Source organism: Pseudomonas sp. A-1, from assembly GCF_004801855.1.
In the GTDB taxonomy this organism is placed as follows: Bacteria; Pseudomonadota; Gammaproteobacteria; order Pseudomonadales; family Pseudomonadaceae; genus Geopseudomonas.
The window spans coordinates 39684-56461 of record NZ_SSTC01000005.1; the positions used below are offsets into that span (position 1 = coordinate 39684).

Consider the following 16778-nt stretch of genomic DNA (forward strand, 5'->3'; position numbering starts at 1 on the left):
GGCAACGGGCGGGTCAGTCGCGTTGCAGGACGTACTGGCCGGGCGCCGCTTCCAGCGGCGGGTAGTCGGACGAGCCGAGGCTGGCTACGGCCGGACCGCTTTCGCCGGCGTACTGGCTCAGCCAGCTGTTCCAGTCGCCCCACCAGCTGCCGGGATGCTCCTCGGCGCTGCTCAGCCAGGCGTCCGGATCGATCGGCAGCGTATCGCTGGTCCAGTAGCTGCGCTTCTTCTTCGCCGGCGGGTTGATGATGCCGGCGATGTGCCCGGAGGCGCCGAGCACGAAGCGGGTCGGACCCTTGAGCAGGCGGGTGCTGGCGAAGGCGCCGCGCCACGGCACGATGTGGTCCTCGCGGGTGCCGACCAGGTAGGTGGGCATGTCCAGGCTGGACAGGTCGAGGGTCTCGCCGCAGACCTGCAGCCGGCCGCTCCTGATGTCGTTCTGCAGGTAAGCGTGGCGCAGGTACCAGCAGTACATCGGACCGGGCAGGTGGGTGTGGTCGTTGTTCCAGTACAGGAGGTCCAGCGAGCGCGGCTTCTGGCCCTTGAGGTACTTCTCGACCCCGTAGTTCCACCACAGCTCGTTGGGACGCAGCAGGGAGAAGGTGTTGCCCATGTCCTCGCCGCGGAACAGGCCGAAGCTGCCGCCCTCGCCGCCGATGGTGCGCTCGCGGTAGCGGACGATTTCCTCGTCGACGAACACGTCGAGCACCCCGGCGTCCTCGAAGTCGAGGAGGGTGACCAGCAGGGTCAGGCTGGCGGCGGGCTTGATGCCGCGCGCGGCGAGCACACCCAGGCCGCAGGCCAGCAGGGTACCGCCGACGCAGTAGCCGAGCAGGTTCAGCTGCTGCTGGCCGCTGATCGCCTGGGTGACGCGGATCGCCTCGATGATGCCCTGCTCGACGTAGTCGTCCCAGGTGGCGGTGGCGATGCTCTCGTCGGCGTTGCGCCAGGACACCAGGAACACCGGGTGGCCCTGCTCGAGGGCGTGACGGACGAACGAGCTTTCCGCCTGCAGGTCGAGGATGTAGTACTTGTTGATCGCCGGCGGCACGACCAGCAGCGGGCGCTGGTACTGGCTCTCGCTCTGCGGCGCGTACTGGATCAGCTGGAAGAACGGATTCTGGTAGACCACCTGGCCGGGGGTGGTGGCCAGGTTGCCGCCGACCGTGAAGGCGCCGCTGTCGCACTGGCGCAGCTTGCCTTCCTTCATGTCGCTGGCCAGGTGCAGCATGCCGCTGAACAGGCTCGCGCCCTGGGTCTGCACCATGCGCTCCAGCGCTTCGGGGTTGCTGTTGAGGTAGTTGCTCGGTGCCCCGGCGGCGATCAGCTGCTCGACCAGGAAGGTCAGGCGTTGGCGCATCTTGCCGGACTCGATGGGCAGCTCGTCGAGCAGGCGCATCAGGAAACGCGAGTTGAGCAGGTAGAGCGCGGCCAGCGAGCCGAACAGCGGCTGGCTCCAGGCGCTGCCGGCGAAGCGCGGGTCGGTGAAGGCGAACGGCTGGTGGGTCAGCATCTGCATGCCGAGCTGCGCCCACTCGCCGCCGTACTCCGCCTGCAGGCGGTCAAGGATGGCACTGTCGACCTGGAACCAGGTGTCGGTGTTCTTGCCCTGGAACCACGGGTTGTGGCGCACCCAGATGCGCAGCTGCTCAAGGGCTGCACGGGCGACGAAGGGCATGTTGGCCGAGAAGAAGGCCGTGAAGGGCGGGGAGTTATCCATCTCTTGTATCCGCTGATCTGGTGGCTGCTGTATCCGACAGGCGACGCGGCCACCCCTCATGGGTGGCCGCGTTCAGACCATATCAGCGTTCGACTGCCAGGGCCACGCCCTGACCACCGCCGATGCACAGGGTCGCCAGGCCCTTGCTCAGGTTGCTGCGCTGCAGCTCGTGCAGCAGGGTGACCAGGATGCGGCAGCCGGAGGCGCCGATGGGGTGGCCGAGGGCGATGGCGCCGCCGTTGACGTTGACCTTGCCGGTGTCCCAGCCCAGTTCCTTGTTGACGCTCAGCGCCTGCACGGCGAAGGCCTCGTTGGCCTCGACGCGGTCCAGGTCGTCCAGGCTCCAGCCGGCCTTCTCCAGGCACAGGCGGGTTGCCGACACCGGGCCGATGCCCATGATCGCCGGGTCGACGCCGGAGCTGGCATAGGCCTTGACCCTGGCCAGCACCGGCAGGCCCAGTTCGGCGGCCTTCTTCGCGCTGGCCAGCAGCACCACGGCGGCGCCGTCGTTGATGCTGGAGGCGTTGCCGGCGGTGACGCTGCCGTCCTTGCTGAACGCCGGCTTGAGCTTGGCCAGGCTGTCGTAGGTGGTCTCGCCGCGCGGCTGCTCGTCGGTGGCGAACACCAGCGGGTCGCCCTTGCGCTGCGGGATCAGGATCGGGGTGATCTCGTCCTTGAAGGTGCCGGCCTCGATGGCTGCGGCGGCCTTCTGCTGGGAGGCGGCGGCGAAGGCGTCCTGCTCCTCGCGGCTGATCTCGAAGCGCTTGGCCAGGTTCTCGGCGGTGATGCCCATGTGGTAGTCGTTGAAGGCATCCCACAGGCCGTCCTGGATCATGCTGTCCTGCAGCTGGGCGTGGCCCATGCGCAGGCCGGTGCGCGCCTTGGGCAGCACGTAGGGCGACAGGCTCATGTTCTCCTGGCCGCCGGCGATGACCAGCTCGGCGTCGCCGCAGCGGATGGCCTGCACGGCCAGCTGCACGGCCTTGAGGCCCGAGCCGCACACCTTGTTGAGGGTGAGTGCCGGAACCTCGTGGGGCAGGCCGGCCTTGATCGCGGCCTGGCGGGCAGGGTTCTGGCCGGAGCCGGCGGTGAGCACCTGGCCGAGGATGACCTCGTCGATGTCCTGCGGCTGGACGCCGCTCAGTTCGAGCACCTGACGGATGACCGCGGCACCCAGCTCCGGGGCGGGAATGCTGCTCAGGGCGCCCTGGAAGGAGCCGATGGCGGTACGGGTGGCGGCGACAATGACAACATCGTTCATGGGTGAACCTCTGCTGCAGAAAACGGGGAGGAGGGCGCCTGCCCGCGGCGAGCTGCGGGCAGGCGCAAAGGGTCGGCCGGGCCGACTCAGGCCATGTTCAGGCCGCCGTTGACCGAGAAGTCGGCGCCGGTGGCATAGGCGCCTTCCTCGGAGGCCAGCCAGGACACCATGGAGGCGATTTCCTCCGGCTGGCCCATGCGGCCGACCGGAATGCCGGAAATGATCTTCTCCAGGACGTCCTCGCGGATCGCCGCGGTCATCTCGGTGCGGATGTAGCCGGGGGAGATGGTGTTGACGGTGATGCCCTTGCTGGCCACTTCGCGGGCCAGCGCCATGCTGAAGCCGTGGATGCCGGCCTTGGCGGCCGAGTAGTTGGTCTGGCCGAACTGGCCGCGCTGGCCGTTGACCGAGGAGATGTTGATGATGCGGCCCCAGCCACGCTCTAGCATCGGGTCGATGACCTGCTTGGTGGTGTTGAACAGGCCGTTGAGGTTGGTGGAGATCACCGCGCTCCAGTCCTGCGGGGTCATCTTCCTGAAGGTGGTGTCGCGGGTGATGCCGGCGTTGTTCACCAGCACGTCGATCTGGCCGATTTCCGCGCGGACTTCGGCGAAGGCCCGGGCGACGTCGTCCCAGTCGGTGATGTCGCAGGCCATGCTGTGGAACTCGAAGCCTTCCTGGCGCTGCTGCTCCAGCCAGGCGTCCTTGCGAGTGGACTGGGCGCTGCAGCCGACCACGACGATGAAGCCGTCGCGGTGCAGGCGCCGGCTGATCGCCGTGCCGATGCCACCCATGCCGCCAGTTACCAGTGCAATGCGCTTGTTGTTGTTGGTCATGTTGCAGTCACTCCATTCGATAAATGATGGTGAAGCGGAACAACACATGCCGGAGGTCGGGCCCCGCGGGCCCCGGTCGACTGTCCGGCAGACGGGCCTGTTCTGTGCCTGCCCGATGTACCTACCTTGCTAGCGAAAGATTGCGTTTTCTTGACGAGAATTTCCGTGGCTCTCGCGGGCGTCTGGCTGGGCCTCCTGCTGCTTTGCACAATGATTGCTGTGGCTTTTCGTCCAATCGACACGGATGTGACATGTGGACGTCATTGATCTGTGTCATGTGTAGCTGCCTGTGCTTGATTTTTCGGGCGGTACGCTCCTTCGGCTGGAGGTGTGACAGTTCGAAAATTTTTTGTGCAGCGCACAAAAAGTGCTTGCGCAATGCATGCCGATCGCCAAGAATGAAATTGCAGGTCGCGTGCAGCAGTGGCACTCGCCGGCACAGGTTTTCAGCCATTCTCATCCTCGGGAGACTTCATCCATGTCCTTCTTCGATTCTGAAAAACTGCAGGCTGCCCAGAAATCCAACCTCGAGCTGCTGCAGCAAATGAACACCAAGTTCCTCAAGGGCCTCGAACAGCTCGGCCACCTGCAGATCGCCACCCTGCGTTCGGTCAGCGAGGAAACCTTCGAGAACGCAAGCAAACTGCTTGCCGTTCGTGATCCGCAGAGCTTCACTGCGGTCATCGGTTCCCTGGCCCATCCGGCCAACCAGGCCGAGCGCATGATGGAGTTCAACCGCCAGGTGTACGACCTGATCTCCAGCACCCAGGCCGACATCGCCAAGCTCGGCGAACGTCAGGCTGCCCGCAACGCGCAGCAGGTGCAGGAACTGGTAGACGAAATTGCAAAGAACGCGCCAGCCGGCTCCGAGTCTGCCGTGGCCGTGCTCAAGTCCGCCGTCGAGACTGCCGGCAACGTGATCGAAAGCGCGCAGAAGACTGCCAAGCAGGCCGCCGAAATCGCCGAGAACGGCATCGCCGCCGCCACTTCGGCTGCTGGCCAGGCTGCTCGCGAAGCCACCAAGGCTGCCGGCGGCGCTCGCAAGTAAGGCTGTCCGGGGAGAGAGGGCTCGCCGAGCCGGAGGCGGAGCAGGGCGGCCATGGATCGTCTTGCTCCGCCTTTCCTGTCATGCCGATGACCGAGGTCGTGGCTCAGGCGGCACTCTGTAACTCCCAACGATCAGATGTGCAAAGGCCCGCAGATAGCGGGCCTTTGCACAATGGTGGTGCGGGATGCCTCACGGCGGCTCAGCACGGCGGCTCAGCTGGCGTCGCCATCCTTGTCCTTCTTGCCATCCTTGTCGCTGCGGCTGGCGGTACCCGGGAAACCCGGGAACATGCCGAACAGGTTCTGCGTGCTCAGGTACAGCTGCTTGGATTGCTCGACGTACTGGCCCATCAGATCCTGCATGACCGGCAGCTGGCTGCGCATGAAGTCGCTCCAGGCCTGGGAGGACTGCTGGCCGGTCTTGGCCTGCACGTCGATCACCGCCTGGATGCTTTTCTCCAGATAGTTGCCGAGCATGCCCTGGAACGGGCCGTAGAAGCGGATGATCCCCTTGAGCATCTCGCTGGAGAAGATCGGCTCGCCGCCGCTTTCCGCTTCCTGGATGATCTGCAGCAGGATGCTGCGGGTCAGGTCTTCGCCGGTCTTGGCGTCGACCACCTGGAAAGGTTCCTCCTGGATGACCAGCTGACGTATATCCTGCAGCGTTATGTGCGTGCTGGTCTGCGTATCGTAAAGACGACGGTTGGCGTATTTCTTGATCAGGCGGACATGCTTCCGATCAGTCATGCTGCGGACTCTCGCGGACGATATTGTGCCGACCATGTTAACTCAAAGCGCGGCGGGCTGGCCGTTCAATGCTGTGCCACCGAGAGTGCCGCGAACGCGCAGCAGACGTGTTCCGTCTGGTCGGCGGCATCGACGGCGGACTGGAATCGTCAGCGACTGACCCAGCACGGCAGGTGGCGGGTCGCCGGGTCGGGCGGAAGGGTGCGTTTCAAGGATATACAATATCCGATAACGACCAGACCCGGAAATTGCATATAATGCGTTTCAGCGCCCGGCAAGGTCACTTCGCGCGCCCTTGCCGATTCAACCAGATCCTTCAGACACCGGAAAGCTCGCCATGCCTACGACGCCGTTGCCCCTGTTCGAAACCTACAGCCGTTTCCTTGAGCTGAACTTCCTGCAGATCAGCGAGGAACTCCCGGTCGTCCGCGAATACCTCGCCAGCTTTCCTGCCGAGCTGCAGGCCATCGACGGCTATCTCGCGGTCCGCGGCTTTCTCAAGTCCTACGCCGGCAACGAGCCCACTTTCAATTCCTACCGCACCCATGTCGAGCGGCTCTTGCTCTGGGCGCTGCTGGTCGCCCGCAAGCCGCTGCTCGAGTTGCGTCGCCGGGATGCCGAGGCCTTCATGGAGTTCTGCCTGCGGCCGCCCAGGGACTGGATCGGGCCGATGGTCCGCTCCCGCTTCGTGCGCATCGGCGGCCGCAAGAAGCTCGAGTCCGACAGCTATGTGGTCAACGAGGACTGGCGCCCGTTCAGCATCACCGTGCCCAAGCGCAACCGCTCGCTGGACGGATCCGCCGCGCCGGGCAGCGACAGCCGACCCTACCGGATGTCCCAGGGCTCGGTGGCCCAGGTCTTCGCCGTGTGCGGCAGCTTCTTCCAGCACGCCACCGACGAGGGACTGACCGAGGTCAACCCGTTCCGGGCTGTCAAGCAGAAATCGGTCTACAAGCAGCGCAACACCCTGGATGTCTCGGGACGCTCGCTCACCCAGTTGCAATGGAGCTACGTCATCGAGACCGCCGAGAAAATGGCCGACGAGGACGAGGTCCACGAACGCACGCTGTTCATCCTGGCCACGCTGTTCGCCATGTACCTGCGGGTATCCGACCTGGTCGGGCGCGACAACTGGGAGCCGACCATGGGCGATTTCCGCCGCGATACCACCGGCAACTGGTGGTTCCACGTGGTCGGCAAAGGCAACAAGGCGGCGAAGATCAGCGTGCGCGACGACTATATCCAGACCTACCTGACCCGCTACCGCCGGCACCTGGGCCTGCCTGCCCTGCCCTCGCCCCACGAGACGCATCCCCTGCTCGCCACGCTCAAGGGGCGCGCTGGCCTTTCCGACCGTCACCTGCGCCTGCTGCTGCAGCAGGTCTTCGACCACGCGCTGGAGCGGATGGTCGAGGAAGGCTGGAGCAACGACGAGGTCGACCACCTGCGCTCGGCCTCGCTGCACTGGCTGCGGCATACCTCTGCCACCTTCGACGCCCCCCACCGGGACATGAAGGACCTGCAGGCCGACCTGCGTCACAACAGCCTGAGCACCACGCAGAACACCTACTACAACTCGCTGGATGAACAGCGGGCACATTCGGTGAAGCATCTGCGGATCAAGGAGTAGCGACCAGGTTCGGCGCCTGAACCCGCGGAGGCGCCCTTCCCTGCTCAGGGCGTGACCTGGTAGCCGCGCTGCTGCATGCAGCTGGTGTAGGCCGACGAGGCGTTCTGCCCGGCATTGCGGCGATCCTGGCGCCGGTCCTGGCGCTGGCGCGAGCCGCCCACCACCACGCCGGCCGCCGCGGCTTCCCTGGCCTGGTTCTGCCGGTATTCCTGCTGGACGTCCTCGTCGAGGCGGTCATACACCTCCTCGTGCTGGCGGCCGCGTACTCCCGCCGCGGCGGCACCGGCCGCGGCTCCGGCGACGGCGCCCCGTGCCCGGCCGCCGGTCTGCGGGCTGCTGGTGCTGGCGCTGCCGGCCTGGGCCTGGCAGGCGCTGATGTCCTGCTGCATGGTTTCCGGCGACTGGCCCTGCAGCGGGGTGACCGTCTCGGCGAATGCACAGGCACTGGCGATGGCCAGCCCGCTGGCAAGGCAGAAAGAAAGGCATCTTGGCATGGTGGCGAGCGCTCCCGTGGGTGGCTGGGCGGCCAGTTGCTGACCCGAGAAGCATAGTCCGGCCCCGGACCTGCCCCGCTGCCTGTGGTCGGCTGGCCAGGCGGCCTGTGGTTCCGTAACATCCCCGCCCCTTTTTCGCCAATCCCTGCAGCCGGCTGCGCCGGCCTCCACCTCAGGATCGCCATGAAACCCACACGTCTGCGCGCCGATGTCCTGGCCGGACTCACCACCTCCTTCGCGCTGGTGCCCGAGTGCATCGCCTTCGCCCTGGTCGCCCAGCTCAATCCGCTGATGGGCCTGTACGGCGCCTTCATCATCTGCACCCTCACCGCGCTGTTCGGCGGCCGGCCGGGCATGGTCTCCGGCGCCGCCGGCTCGATGGCCGTGGTCATCGTCGCGCTGGTGGTACAGCACGGGGCCCAGTACCTGCTGGCCACCGTGCTGCTCGGCGGCTTGATCATGGTCGCCTTCGGCCTGCTGCGCCTCGGCAAGCTGATCCGCATGGTGCCGCACCCGGTGATGCTCGGCTTCGTCAACGGCCTGGCCATCGTCATCGCCCTGTCCCAGCAGGAGCACTTCAGGGACGGCGAGGCCTGGCTGAGCGGCACGGCGCTGTACCTGATGCTGGGACTGGTGGCGCTGACCATGGCCATCGTCTACCTGCTGCCGCGCCTGACCCGCGCGGTGCCGCCGGCGCTGGTGGCGATCCTCGGCGTCGGTGCGGCGGTCTACCTGCTCGACCTGCCGACCCACACCCTCGGCGACATGGCCAACATCGCCGGCGGCCTGCCCGCCTTCGCCCTGCCGGACATCCCCTGGAACCTGGAAACCCTGGCCATCATCGCCCCCTACGCGGTGCTGATGGCGCTGGTCGGCCTGCTGGAAACCCTGCTGACCCTCAACCTCACCGACGAGATCACCGAGAGCCGCGGCTATCCGGACCGCGAGTGCACGGCCCTCGGCGCAGCCAACATCGCCTCCGGCCTGTTCGGCGGCATGGGCGGCTGCGCGATGATCGGCCAGACCATGATCAACCTCAGCTCCGGCGGTCGCGGCCGGCTGTCCGGGGTGGTCGCCGGGGTGATGATCCTGCTGTTCGTGCTGTTCCTCTCACCGCTGATCGAGCGCATCCCGCTGGCCGCGCTGGTCGGGGTGATGTTCGTGGTGGCCCAGCAGACCTTCGCCTGGGCCTCGCTGCGGGTGTTCGGCAAGGTGCCGCTCAACGATGCGCTGGTGATAGTCGCGGTGACCATCATCACTGTGTTCACCGACCTGGCCACCGCCGTGCTCTGCGGCATCGTCATCGCCGCGCTCAACTTCGCCTGGCAGCAGGCCCGCGAGCTGTACGCCGACAGCGATGTGCAGGCCGACGGCAGCAAGCTGTATCGGGTGCACGGCACGCTGTTCTTCGCCTCGACCACGCCGTTCCTCAACCAGTTCGACGTGGCCGGCGACCCGGCCCAGGTGACCCTCGACTGCCGCCACCTGAGCTTCGTCGACTACTCGGCCATCGCCGCGCTGAAGACCCTGCGCGAGCGCTACGCCAAGGCCGGCAAGCACCTGCGCGTGCTGCACCTCTCCGAGCGCTGCAAGCAGCTGCTCAAGCGCGCCGGGGTGCACCACGACTGAGGCGCGGCTGCTGAAGGCCAGCCCACCCCGGGGTCGGCCTTCGATACGATCAGCCCACTCCTTGCTCCCCTGCGGCGTCTTCAGACATGGCTCGCCAGGAAGGCCGCCAGTACCCGGCGCGCATGCCGCGTGCACTGCTCCTCGCTGCCCCGCTCGAGCGGCACCCGGTACTGGCCACGCAGCAGGTCAAGACCCATCACCATGCCCAGCAGCATTTCGGCACTCGCCAGCGGCTCGGGACATTCGATCAGCCCGCTGTGCGCCGCTGCCTCCAGATACTCGGCAAGCAGGCGCTGGGTGTTGGCTGGACCATTGCGGTACACCTCGCCCAGATCCTGCGCATCCTGTGGGATCGTGCCCAGAGCCTGGATCAGGCGCTGGTGCCGCTCGCTGGCGATGAAGGCGGACAGCGCCTCGATCAAGCCCGCCAGATCCCTGCACAGCTCCTCGCGACTCGCGGGAGTACGGTCGAGGGTCTGATTGATGGCGAACGCCTCGCTGCTCACCACCGCCCGCAGCAAGTCGTAGCGATTGGCATAGCGGGCATACAGCGTCGCCTTGGAGACGCCGGCGAGGCTGGCCACCCGGTCCATGGTGAGGGCCTTCGGTCCTCCCTCGAATGCCAGTTCCCGCGCGGCTTCGAGAATGTCGCGATCCTTCTGCTGATCGACGGGACGTCCGGCTTTTGCTGACATGGCTGGGAACGCGCTCCGGCTGTTGGCTGTATCAAAAACATTACTGTACATTACCGTACAGTAAGTCAGGGAAGCCACCGGTCATGCGTGTTTCGTCGCTGTTGTTCGCTCTATGCCTGCCATTTCTCGCCGCCTGCAAGGAGGTACCGGAGTCGCCAGCGACGACCGCCCCGCCGCCGGTCAGGACCGTAGCGGTAAGCGACGACACCGCGACCACGCTCGGCTTGTCCGGCACGGTGCGTGCGCGAGTCGAGTCGCCGCTGGCGTTCCAGGTCAGCGGGCGCATCGCCCGGCGCCTGAGCGACGCCGGCCAGGCGGTGCGCGCCGGACAGACGCTGTTCGAGCTGGACTCGCGCGACCTCGAGCAACAGGTCCGCGCCGCGGCGGCCGACCAGGCGGCGGCCAACGCGGCGCTCGCCACCGCCGAGGCCGACCTCGCCCGCCATCGCCAACTGCAGGCACGCAACTTTGTCAGTGCGCAGGCCTTCGAGCGCGCCGAACTCGCCCGCCACGAAGCCAGCACCCGCCGCGATGCGGCCGCGGCGCGGCTGGCCCAGGCCCGCAACGCCCTCGACTACGGCCGCCTGCAGGCGCCGGCGGCTGGGGTGCTGATCGACGTGACCGGCGAGGCCGGCCAGGTGATCGCCGCCGGGGAGCCGGTCGCCCTGCTCGCCCAGGCTGGCGAGCGCGAGATCGAGGTGTTCTTTCCCGAAGGCGTGACCCCGCTGCCAAGCGGCGAACTGGTCGCCGCGGACGGCACGCTCCTGCCGCTGCACCTGCGCGAAACCGCCGGCGCCGTCGATGCCCAGGGACGTACCCTGCGCGCCCGCTACACGGTGCTGGAAGGTGCGCAGGGCCTGCAGCTCGGCGCGGTGCTGCGTACCCGCTTCGCCGCGGATGCCGCCGGTGGCGCCTTCTCGGTGCCCATCGGCGCCATCGATGAGCGCGGCCAGGGCGCCCAGGTCTGGCGTCTGCACGACGGCCACGTGAAGGCGGTCGCCGTCAGCGTGCTGGAAATGAGTGGCGAAACCGCGCGCATCCGCGGCCCGCTGGCGGTCGGCGAACGTCTGGTCGCCCTCGGTACCCACCTGCTCAGCGAGGACATGGCGGTGCGGGAGCTGGCCCGATGAGCTTCCCTAACCTGTCCGCGCTCGCCGTGCGCGAGCGCGCGCTGACCCTGTTCCTGCTGGTCCTGGCAGCCCTGGCCGGCGTCCAGGCCTTCCTCAGTCTCGGCCGCGCCGAGGATCCTGCCTTCACCGTGCGGGCCATGCTGGTCACTGCCATGTGGCCGGGCGCCACACCCGAGGACATGCAGGCCCAGGTGGTCGACCGCCTGGAGAAGCGCATCCAGGAAGTGGAAAACCTCTATCGGATCGAGACCACCATCCGTCCCGGCCAGGCCACCCTGCAGGTCGAGTTCCAGGATTACATCCCGCAGGACCAGGTCCCCAAGCTGATCTACGAAGTGCGCAAACGCATGCAGGACGAGGCGGCCAGCCTGCCGCGCGGGGTGATCGGCCCCATCGTCCAGGACGACTTCGGCGACGTCTATTTCACCCTGATCGCCCTGACTGCCCCCGGCCTGCCGATGCACGAACTGACCCGCGATGCCGAGGCGATCCGCGACCGACTGCAACGCGTTCCCGGTGTGCACAAGGCCTTGCTGCTGGGCGAGCGCACCGAGCGTCTCTACGTCGAATTCGACAATGCCCGGCTGAGCAACCTCGGCGTCGATCCGCAGGCGATCTTCGCCGCCATCGACGCCAGCAACCGCCTGCTGCCGGCCGGGCGCATGGAGACCGACGGGCCGCGCCTGCACCTGCGCCTGGATGCAGACCTCTCCGACCCCGAACAACTGGCCGGCGTGCCGGTAAGGGTCGGCGACCGCGTGATCAGACTCGCCGACATCGCCGACATCCGCCGCGGCTATGAGGACCCGCCCAGCTACCTGGTGCGCTCGCGCGGGCAGGACGCGCTGCTGCTCGGCGTAATCATGAACAAGGGCGAAAACGGCCTCGACCTGGGCGAGCGGCTGGCCGCCTTCCTCGACGGCGAACGCCAGCGACTGCCGCTGGGCATGGCGCTCGAGGTGCTGACCAACCAGGCGGAGGCCATCGACCAGGCGGTCAGCCTGTTCCAGATCAAGTTCCTGGTGGCGGTGGCCGTGGTGGTCGCGGTCAGCGTGCTGGCCATCGGCCTGCGCGCCGGCCTGATCGTCGGCATCGCCGTGCCACTGACCCTGGGCCTGACCTTCCTGGTGATGATGCTCATGGACATCAACCTCGACCGCGTGACCCTGGGGGCCCTGATCATCGCCCTGGGCTTGCTGGTCGACGACGCCATCATCGCCGTGGAAATGATGCTGGTGAAGATGGAACAGGGCTGGGACCGCGTCCGTGCCGCGGCACATGCCTGGACGGTCACCGCAGCGCCAATGCTGTACGGCACCCTGGTGACGGTGGCCGGCTTCTTCCCCATCGGTTTTGCCCGTTCGGGCGTCGGCGAGTACGCCGGAAACATCTTCTGGGTGCTGGCCATCGCGCTGCTGGTGTCCTGGCTGGTCGCTGTGGTGTTCGCCCCCTACCTGGGCGTGAAGCTGCTGCCGGCCCGCGCCAGCGGGACCGAGCACGGCCACGGCGGCCTCTACGACACCCCGCTGTACCGGCGCCTGCGCGTTCTGATCAGCTGGTGCGTGACCTGGCGCAAGAGCGTGGTTGCCGCGACCGTGGCACTGCTGGTGCTGTCGGTGGCCGGCATGGCCCTGCTGGTGGAGAAGCAGTTCTTCCCCGGCTCGGACCGCCCGGAGGTGCTGGTCGCCGTGTACCTGCCGCAGGGCAGCAGCATCGGCGCCACCGATGCCACGACCAGAAAGCTCGAGGCGATCCTCTCCCCGCTGCCGGAGGTGCGCAGCCTGTCCGCCTACGTCGGTGCCGGCGCGCCGCGCTTCTTCCTCGGCGCCAACCCGGAACCGCCCTCGCCTGCCTTCGCCAAGCTCATCGCCGTGGCGCAGGATCCCGCGGCGCGCGACAAGGTCATGGCCACCCTGCAACGGCACATCGCGCAGGGTGAGTTCCCCGAGGCGCGGGTGCGGGTCTACAAGCTGCTCTACGGCCCGCCGGTGATCTGGCCGGTCGCCTTCCGGGTGTTCGGCCCCGATCCGCTGGTCCTGCGCGACATCGCCCACCGGGTACGCACGGTGATGGCGGCCGATCCGCACGTGGTCGAGCCGCACCTGGAATGGGACGAGCGCGCCCCGGTACTGCACCTGGTCATGGACGTGGAGCGCCTGCGCCTGCTCGGCCTCACGCAGCAGGAGGTGGCCCGTCAGCTGCAATTCCAGCTCGACGGCGTGGCGGTCACCCAGCTGCGCCAGGATGTCCGCAGCGTCGAGGTGATCGCCCGCGGCAGCAGCGACGGCCGGAGGCTCGACGCCGACAGCCTCTCCAGCCTGGAAGTGCTGGGCGGTGACGGCCGCAAGCTGCCGTTCAACCAGCTCGGCCGGGTCGAGGTGCGCTTCGAGGATCCGGTGATCAAGCGCTACAACCGCGAAGCCGTGCTGACCGTGCAGGGCGACGTGCAGGGTGCCCAGCCCAACGACGTCACCGCCACCCTGTGGCGGGCGCTGGCCGAGGTCCGCAGTGAACTGCCGGAGGGCTACCGCATTGGCGTCGCCGGCGCGGTGGAGGAATCGGGCAAGGCGGACGCCTCGATCCAGAAGCTGCAGCCGGCGATGGTGGCCTTCATGCTGATCCTGATCATGCTGCAGATGCGTTCCTTCTCCGGCACCTTCATCGTGTTGGCCACCGCCCCGCTGGGGCTGATCGGTGCGGTGCTCGCCCTGCTGCTGTTCGACCAGCCGTTCGGCTTCGTCGCCCTGCTCGGCCTGACCGGCCTGGCCGGCATCCTGATGCGCAACACGCTGATCCTCACCCAGCAGGTGGCCGACAACTTCGCTGCCGGCATGCCGGCGTTCGAGGGCGTGGTGGAAGCGGCGGTGCAGCGTGCCCGCCCGGTGCTGCTCACCGCCCTGGCCGCCGCCCTGGCCTTCATCCCTCTCACCCAGGACAGCTTCTGGGGGCCACTGGCCTACGTGCTGATCGGTGGCGTGGCGGTCGGCACGGCGATCACCCTGCTGTTCGTGCCGGCGCTGTATGCGCTGTGGTTCCGCCTGGAGCCGGCTCGGCACAGCGCCACCAGCGGCCTCAGCCTGTCGACCTAATGACAGGCTGAGGCCCGGCGCTTTCGCCGGTCAAGCCGGCCGGACAGCCCCGCCTGCGGCCACTCGGTCTTCGTAAGCACCCCTGATCAGGCGATGCTCTCGACTATCCCGCCATCGACCCGCAGCGCGGCGCCGGTGGTGGCGCTGGCCTGCGGCGAGGCGGCATAGACGCACAGGCTGGCCACCTCCTCGGGGCTGGCGAAGCGGCGGATCAGCGTCGAGGGGCGGTTCTCCTTGAGGAACAGCGCCTCCATCTCCCTCAGGGACACGCCGCGCTCCCTGGCCATCTGCGTGAAGAAGGTGGTCACCCCCTCGGTGCGGGTCGGCCCGGGCAGGATGGTGTTGACGGTCACCCCGCTGCCGGCCAGCACCTTGGCCAGGCCGCGCGACACGCCCTGCAGCGCCGCCTTGCTGACCCCGTAGTGGACCATCTCGGCGGGGATGTTCAGCGCCGACTCGCTGGAGATGAACTGGATCCGCCCCCAGCCGCGCTCCTGCATGCCGCGGGCGTAATGCCGTGACAGGCGCACGCCGCTCATCACGTTGATCTGGAAGATCTCCTCCCAGTCGGCATCCTCGATGGCGAAGAAGTCCTTGACCCCGTAGACGCCGAGGTTGTTGACCAGGATATCGGCCTGCGGCTCGGCGGCGATCAGCGCCCGGCAGCCTTCGGCTGTGCCGGCATCGGCCACCACGCCACGGGCCTGCGTGCCGGCGCGGGTGTCGCGCAGGCTGGCCAGGGCGGCGTCAACCCGGCCCGCTTCGCGGCCACAGACGACAACGGTCGCCCCGGCGTCGGCCAGCCCCCTGGCGATGGCCAGGCCGATGCCGCCGGTGGAGCCGGTGACGATGGCGGTCTTGCCGGAAAGGTCGATGATCATGAATGAACTCCTCTAATTGCGGATGAGTGAACAGCTTCAGCGCGCCAGCGGCATCAGCCGCTCGTCATAGTCGGCGAGACTCGGAAAGCGCAGCGGCTCCTGGCTGTCCAGCGCACCCAGGTGCTGCCGGTAGTCGGCGAGGATCTGCCCCCGCACCTCGGCGCTGACGTAGGGCACGTGGTAGCCGATGAAGGGCGGCAGCACTTCGAAGCCGCAGTAGGCCAGGCTGCCCTGCAGCAGCGGGCGCAGCAAAGTCTCGATCTCGCCGTGGATCGCCTCCGAGCCGAACATGTGCTCACGGCCGCCGAGGGTCAGGGTCACCAGCGCGCGCTTGCCGCACATGCCGCCACGGTCGTAGATGCGCCGGCCGCCGTAGAACACCCCGGAAATCATCACCCGGTCGATCCAGCCCTTGAGGATCGCCGGCATGGAGAACCAGTACAGCGGGAAGTTGAGGATCAGCAGATTGCACCACTGCACCTTGGCAATCTCGGCGGCGATGTCCGGCGCCAGGGTGCCGGCCTCGTAGTTGTGGCGCTGCTCGAGGGCGTAGACCAGGTAGTCCGGGTTGGCCCGCGAGCCGAAGTCAGCGGCGCTGGCCACCGGGTTCCAGTCCATCGCATGCAGGTCGGAGACCTGCACCTCGTGGCCGGCGGCGCTCAACTGCTCGACGGCGCAGTCCTTCAGCGCGCTATTGAACGAGCGCGGCTCGTTGTGGGCGTGGACGATCAGTACGTTCATGAGGGCGTTGTCCAATCCTGTAGGGGCGAATTCATTCGCCGATGCTGCCATGTCAGGCGAATGAATTCGCCCCTACTGATTGGTCTGCCAGCGGCGCTGGCGGAGTTACCCCCTTGCACACCGCCTTGTGCAGCTTGCCGACCACCTTGAGGCTCAGGTCGCTCTGCGCCTGGATGCAGCAGGCCAGCACGGTGCCGTGTTCCTGCTCGTCGAGCGTGACGTGCTGGCGGCTCATGGTGCGGGTGGTGCGGTAGTCGCCGCTGGTGACCTGCACCTTGCACACGCCGCAGCCGCCGCCGCGGCAGCCGACCGGGATGCCCTTGCGGCCGAGTCTGGCCATGCCGTTGAGCACGGTTTCCTGCTCGTCGCAGGCGTAGCGCTCGCCGGTATCCTCGATATGGATCTCATGCTTCATGACCAGCGCCCTCCTCTGCCACCTTGCGGGCCTGCACTTCGTCCGCGCGAAGCACACTGGCCGGCGCGCCACCGATGGACCAGTCCTCCGGCGCCACCCGCTGGCAGCGGCCGCGCACCAGCTCGCGGCGCACGCCGAGCACCCCCACCAGCAGCTCGGTGAAACCCCGGTGCAGGCGCTGGCGATCCTCCAGCGCACGGCCGTCGAGGACGATGAATTCGAAGAACGGTGCGTGCAGGCCGTTGGCGCTGCACGGCGCACCAGCGACAGCGAACTGGCTGGCGGGATAGGTAGTGATGAACGCCCGCACCCGCTCCATGGGCGCCTTGAGCACTTCGCTGTAGAGGCGCGAAGCCTCCACAAGCAGACGTTCGTCCTGCTCCGGGGTGCTATGCCCCGCCAGCAGATGGAAGTTCACGACAGGCATGGCGCATCTCCAATTATTGTTATTTGCGCAGCTCTT

15 protein-coding genes are annotated in these 16778 nt (G+C 67.5%); 5 read left to right on the forward strand and 10 right to left on the reverse strand.

Going from position 1 to position 16778, the window contains the following annotated elements; all coding sequences use genetic code 11:
• Window positions 1-13 precede the first annotated feature (13 nt).
• From phaC to E5198_RS02230, 3 genes are all read right to left on the reverse strand, one after another.
• The gene (gene phaC, locus E5198_RS02220; protein WP_136488382.1) at window positions 14-1720 is read right to left on the reverse strand and encodes a class I poly(R)-hydroxyalkanoic acid synthase; all 1707 of its coding nucleotides are present in this window, start codon (window positions 1718-1720) and stop codon (window positions 14-16) included.
• An 82-nt stretch (window positions 1721-1802) separates the two neighbouring features.
• Window positions 1803-2981, reverse strand: coding sequence for an acetyl-CoA C-acetyltransferase (locus tag E5198_RS02225; RefSeq protein WP_136488383.1), 1179 nt, complete (start codon window positions 2979-2981; stop codon window positions 1803-1805).
• An 86-nt stretch (window positions 2982-3067) separates the two neighbouring features.
• The gene (locus E5198_RS02230; protein ID WP_136488384.1) at window positions 3068-3817 is read right to left on the reverse strand and encodes a beta-ketoacyl-ACP reductase; all 750 of its coding nucleotides are present in this window, start codon (window positions 3815-3817) and stop codon (window positions 3068-3070) included.
• A 382-nt stretch (window positions 3818-4199) separates the two neighbouring features.
• On the opposite strand from E5198_RS02230, the gene phaP reads away from it, so the two are divergent.
• The gene (phaP, locus tag E5198_RS02235) at window positions 4200-4865 is read left to right on the forward strand and encodes a TIGR01841 family phasin (RefSeq protein WP_305956027.1); all 666 of its coding nucleotides are present in this window, start codon (window positions 4200-4202) and stop codon (window positions 4863-4865) included.
• Between the two features lie 212 nt (window positions 4866-5077).
• Here the strand turns inward: phaP and phaR are convergent, their stop codons facing one another.
• Window positions 5078-5611, reverse strand: a complete 534-nt coding sequence (gene phaR, locus E5198_RS02240; protein ID WP_136488385.1) for a polyhydroxyalkanoate synthesis repressor PhaR — start codon at window positions 5609-5611, stop codon at window positions 5078-5080.
• Between the two features lie 337 nt (window positions 5612-5948).
• Between phaR and E5198_RS02245 the strand changes: the two genes are divergently transcribed.
• Window positions 5949-7241, forward strand: coding sequence for a site-specific integrase (locus E5198_RS02245; protein ID WP_178084035.1), 1293 nt, complete (start codon window positions 5949-5951; stop codon window positions 7239-7241).
• A 44-nt stretch (window positions 7242-7285) separates the two neighbouring features.
• Here E5198_RS02245 and E5198_RS02250 read toward each other — a convergent pair whose 3' ends face one another.
• Window positions 7286-7735, reverse strand: a complete 450-nt coding sequence (locus E5198_RS02250; protein WP_136488386.1) for a YMGG-like glycine zipper-containing protein — start codon at window positions 7733-7735, stop codon at window positions 7286-7288.
• A 183-nt stretch (window positions 7736-7918) separates the two neighbouring features.
• On the opposite strand from E5198_RS02250, the gene E5198_RS02255 reads away from it, so the two are divergent.
• On the forward strand, window positions 7919-9364 hold the full coding sequence (locus tag E5198_RS02255) for a SulP family inorganic anion transporter (RefSeq protein ID WP_136488387.1): 1446 nt from the start codon (window positions 7919-7921) through the stop codon (window positions 9362-9364).
• Window positions 9365-9444: 80 nt separating this feature from the next.
• On the opposite strand, the gene E5198_RS02260 is transcribed toward E5198_RS02255, so the two are convergent.
• Complete coding sequence (locus E5198_RS02260; protein ID WP_168772459.1) at window positions 9445-10059, reverse strand: TetR/AcrR family transcriptional regulator; 615 nt, start codon at window positions 10057-10059, stop codon at window positions 9445-9447.
• A gap of 83 nt (window positions 10060-10142) precedes the next feature.
• Here E5198_RS02260 and E5198_RS02265 point away from each other — a divergent pair, with 83 nt between their 5' ends.
• Together E5198_RS02265 and E5198_RS02270 are read left to right on the forward strand one after the other, a co-directional pair.
• Window positions 10143-11189 carry an efflux RND transporter periplasmic adaptor subunit gene (locus E5198_RS02265; RefSeq protein WP_136488389.1) on the forward strand — a complete coding sequence of 349 codons (1047 nt, stop codon included), beginning with the start codon at window positions 10143-10145 and terminating at the stop codon, window positions 11187-11189.
• Window positions 11186-14278: an efflux RND transporter permease subunit gene (locus tag E5198_RS02270; RefSeq protein WP_136488390.1), complete on the forward strand. Its 3093-nt coding sequence runs from the start codon at window positions 11186-11188 to the stop codon at window positions 14276-14278. The genes E5198_RS02265 and E5198_RS02270 overlap by 4 nt, the downstream gene beginning before the upstream one ends.
• Before the next feature lie 86 nt (window positions 14279-14364).
• Here E5198_RS02270 and E5198_RS02275 read toward each other — a convergent pair whose 3' ends face one another.
• The 4 genes from E5198_RS02275 to E5198_RS02290 are packed head-to-tail and all read right to left on the reverse strand — an operon-like array spanning window position 14365 to window position 16742.
• Window positions 14365-15159 carry an SDR family NAD(P)-dependent oxidoreductase gene (locus tag E5198_RS02275; RefSeq protein ID WP_136488391.1) on the reverse strand — a complete coding sequence of 265 codons (795 nt, stop codon included), beginning with the start codon at window positions 15157-15159 and terminating at the stop codon, window positions 14365-14367.
• A gap of 36 nt (window positions 15160-15195) precedes the next feature.
• On the reverse strand, window positions 15196-15900 hold the full coding sequence (locus tag E5198_RS02280; protein ID WP_136488392.1) for an NAD(P)H-dependent oxidoreductase: 705 nt from the start codon (window positions 15898-15900) through the stop codon (window positions 15196-15198).
• Between the two features lie 52 nt (window positions 15901-15952).
• Entirely contained in the window at window positions 15953-16315 is a 363-nt protein-coding gene (locus E5198_RS02285) for a 2Fe-2S iron-sulfur cluster binding domain-containing protein (protein WP_136488393.1), read from the reverse strand.
• The gene (locus tag E5198_RS02290; protein ID WP_136488394.1) at window positions 16305-16742 is read right to left on the reverse strand and encodes a tautomerase family protein; all 438 of its coding nucleotides are present in this window, start codon (window positions 16740-16742) and stop codon (window positions 16305-16307) included. Before E5198_RS02290 ends, E5198_RS02285 begins: the two co-directional genes overlap by 11 nt.
• Between the last annotated feature and the right edge of the window lie 36 nt (window positions 16743-16778).

Bases quoted from the DNA above. Each gene is read 5' to 3' on its own strand.
- phaC (WP_136488382.1), bottom strand. From the start codon at position 1,720: ATGGATAACTCCCCGCCCTTCACGGCCTTCTTCTCGGCCAACATGCCC.
- E5198_RS02225 (WP_136488383.1), bottom strand. From the start codon at position 2,981: ATGAACGATGTTGTCATTGTCGCCGCCACCCGTACCGCCATCGGCTCC.
- E5198_RS02230 (WP_136488384.1), bottom strand. From the start codon at position 3,817: ATGACCAACAACAACAAGCGCATTGCACTGGTAACTGGCGGCATGGGT.
- phaP (WP_305956027.1), top strand. From the start codon at position 4,200: ATGCCGATCGCCAAGAATGAAATTGCAGGTCGCGTGCAGCAGTGGCAC.
- phaR (WP_136488385.1), bottom strand. From the start codon at position 5,611: ATGACTGATCGGAAGCATGTCCGCCTGATCAAGAAATACGCCAACCGT.
- E5198_RS02245 (WP_178084035.1), top strand. From the start codon at position 5,949: ATGCCTACGACGCCGTTGCCCCTGTTCGAAACCTACAGCCGTTTCCTT.
- E5198_RS02250 (WP_136488386.1), bottom strand. From the start codon at position 7,735: ATGCCAAGATGCCTTTCTTTCTGCCTTGCCAGCGGGCTGGCCATCGCC.
- E5198_RS02255 (WP_136488387.1), top strand. From the start codon at position 7,919: ATGAAACCCACACGTCTGCGCGCCGATGTCCTGGCCGGACTCACCACC.
- E5198_RS02260 (WP_168772459.1), bottom strand. From the start codon at position 10,059: ATGTCAGCAAAAGCCGGACGTCCCGTCGATCAGCAGAAGGATCGCGAC.
- E5198_RS02265 (WP_136488389.1), top strand. From the start codon at position 10,143: ATGCGTGTTTCGTCGCTGTTGTTCGCTCTATGCCTGCCATTTCTCGCC.
- E5198_RS02270 (WP_136488390.1), top strand. From the start codon at position 11,186: ATGAGCTTCCCTAACCTGTCCGCGCTCGCCGTGCGCGAGCGCGCGCTG.
- E5198_RS02275 (WP_136488391.1), bottom strand. From the start codon at position 15,159: ATGATCATCGACCTTTCCGGCAAGACCGCCATCGTCACCGGCTCCACC.
- E5198_RS02280 (WP_136488392.1), bottom strand. From the start codon at position 15,900: ATGAACGTACTGATCGTCCACGCCCACAACGAGCCGCGCTCGTTCAAT.
- E5198_RS02285 (WP_136488393.1), bottom strand. From the start codon at position 16,315: ATGAAGCATGAGATCCATATCGAGGATACCGGCGAGCGCTACGCCTGC.
- E5198_RS02290 (WP_136488394.1), bottom strand. From the start codon at position 16,742: ATGCCTGTCGTGAACTTCCATCTGCTGGCGGGGCATAGCACCCCGGAG.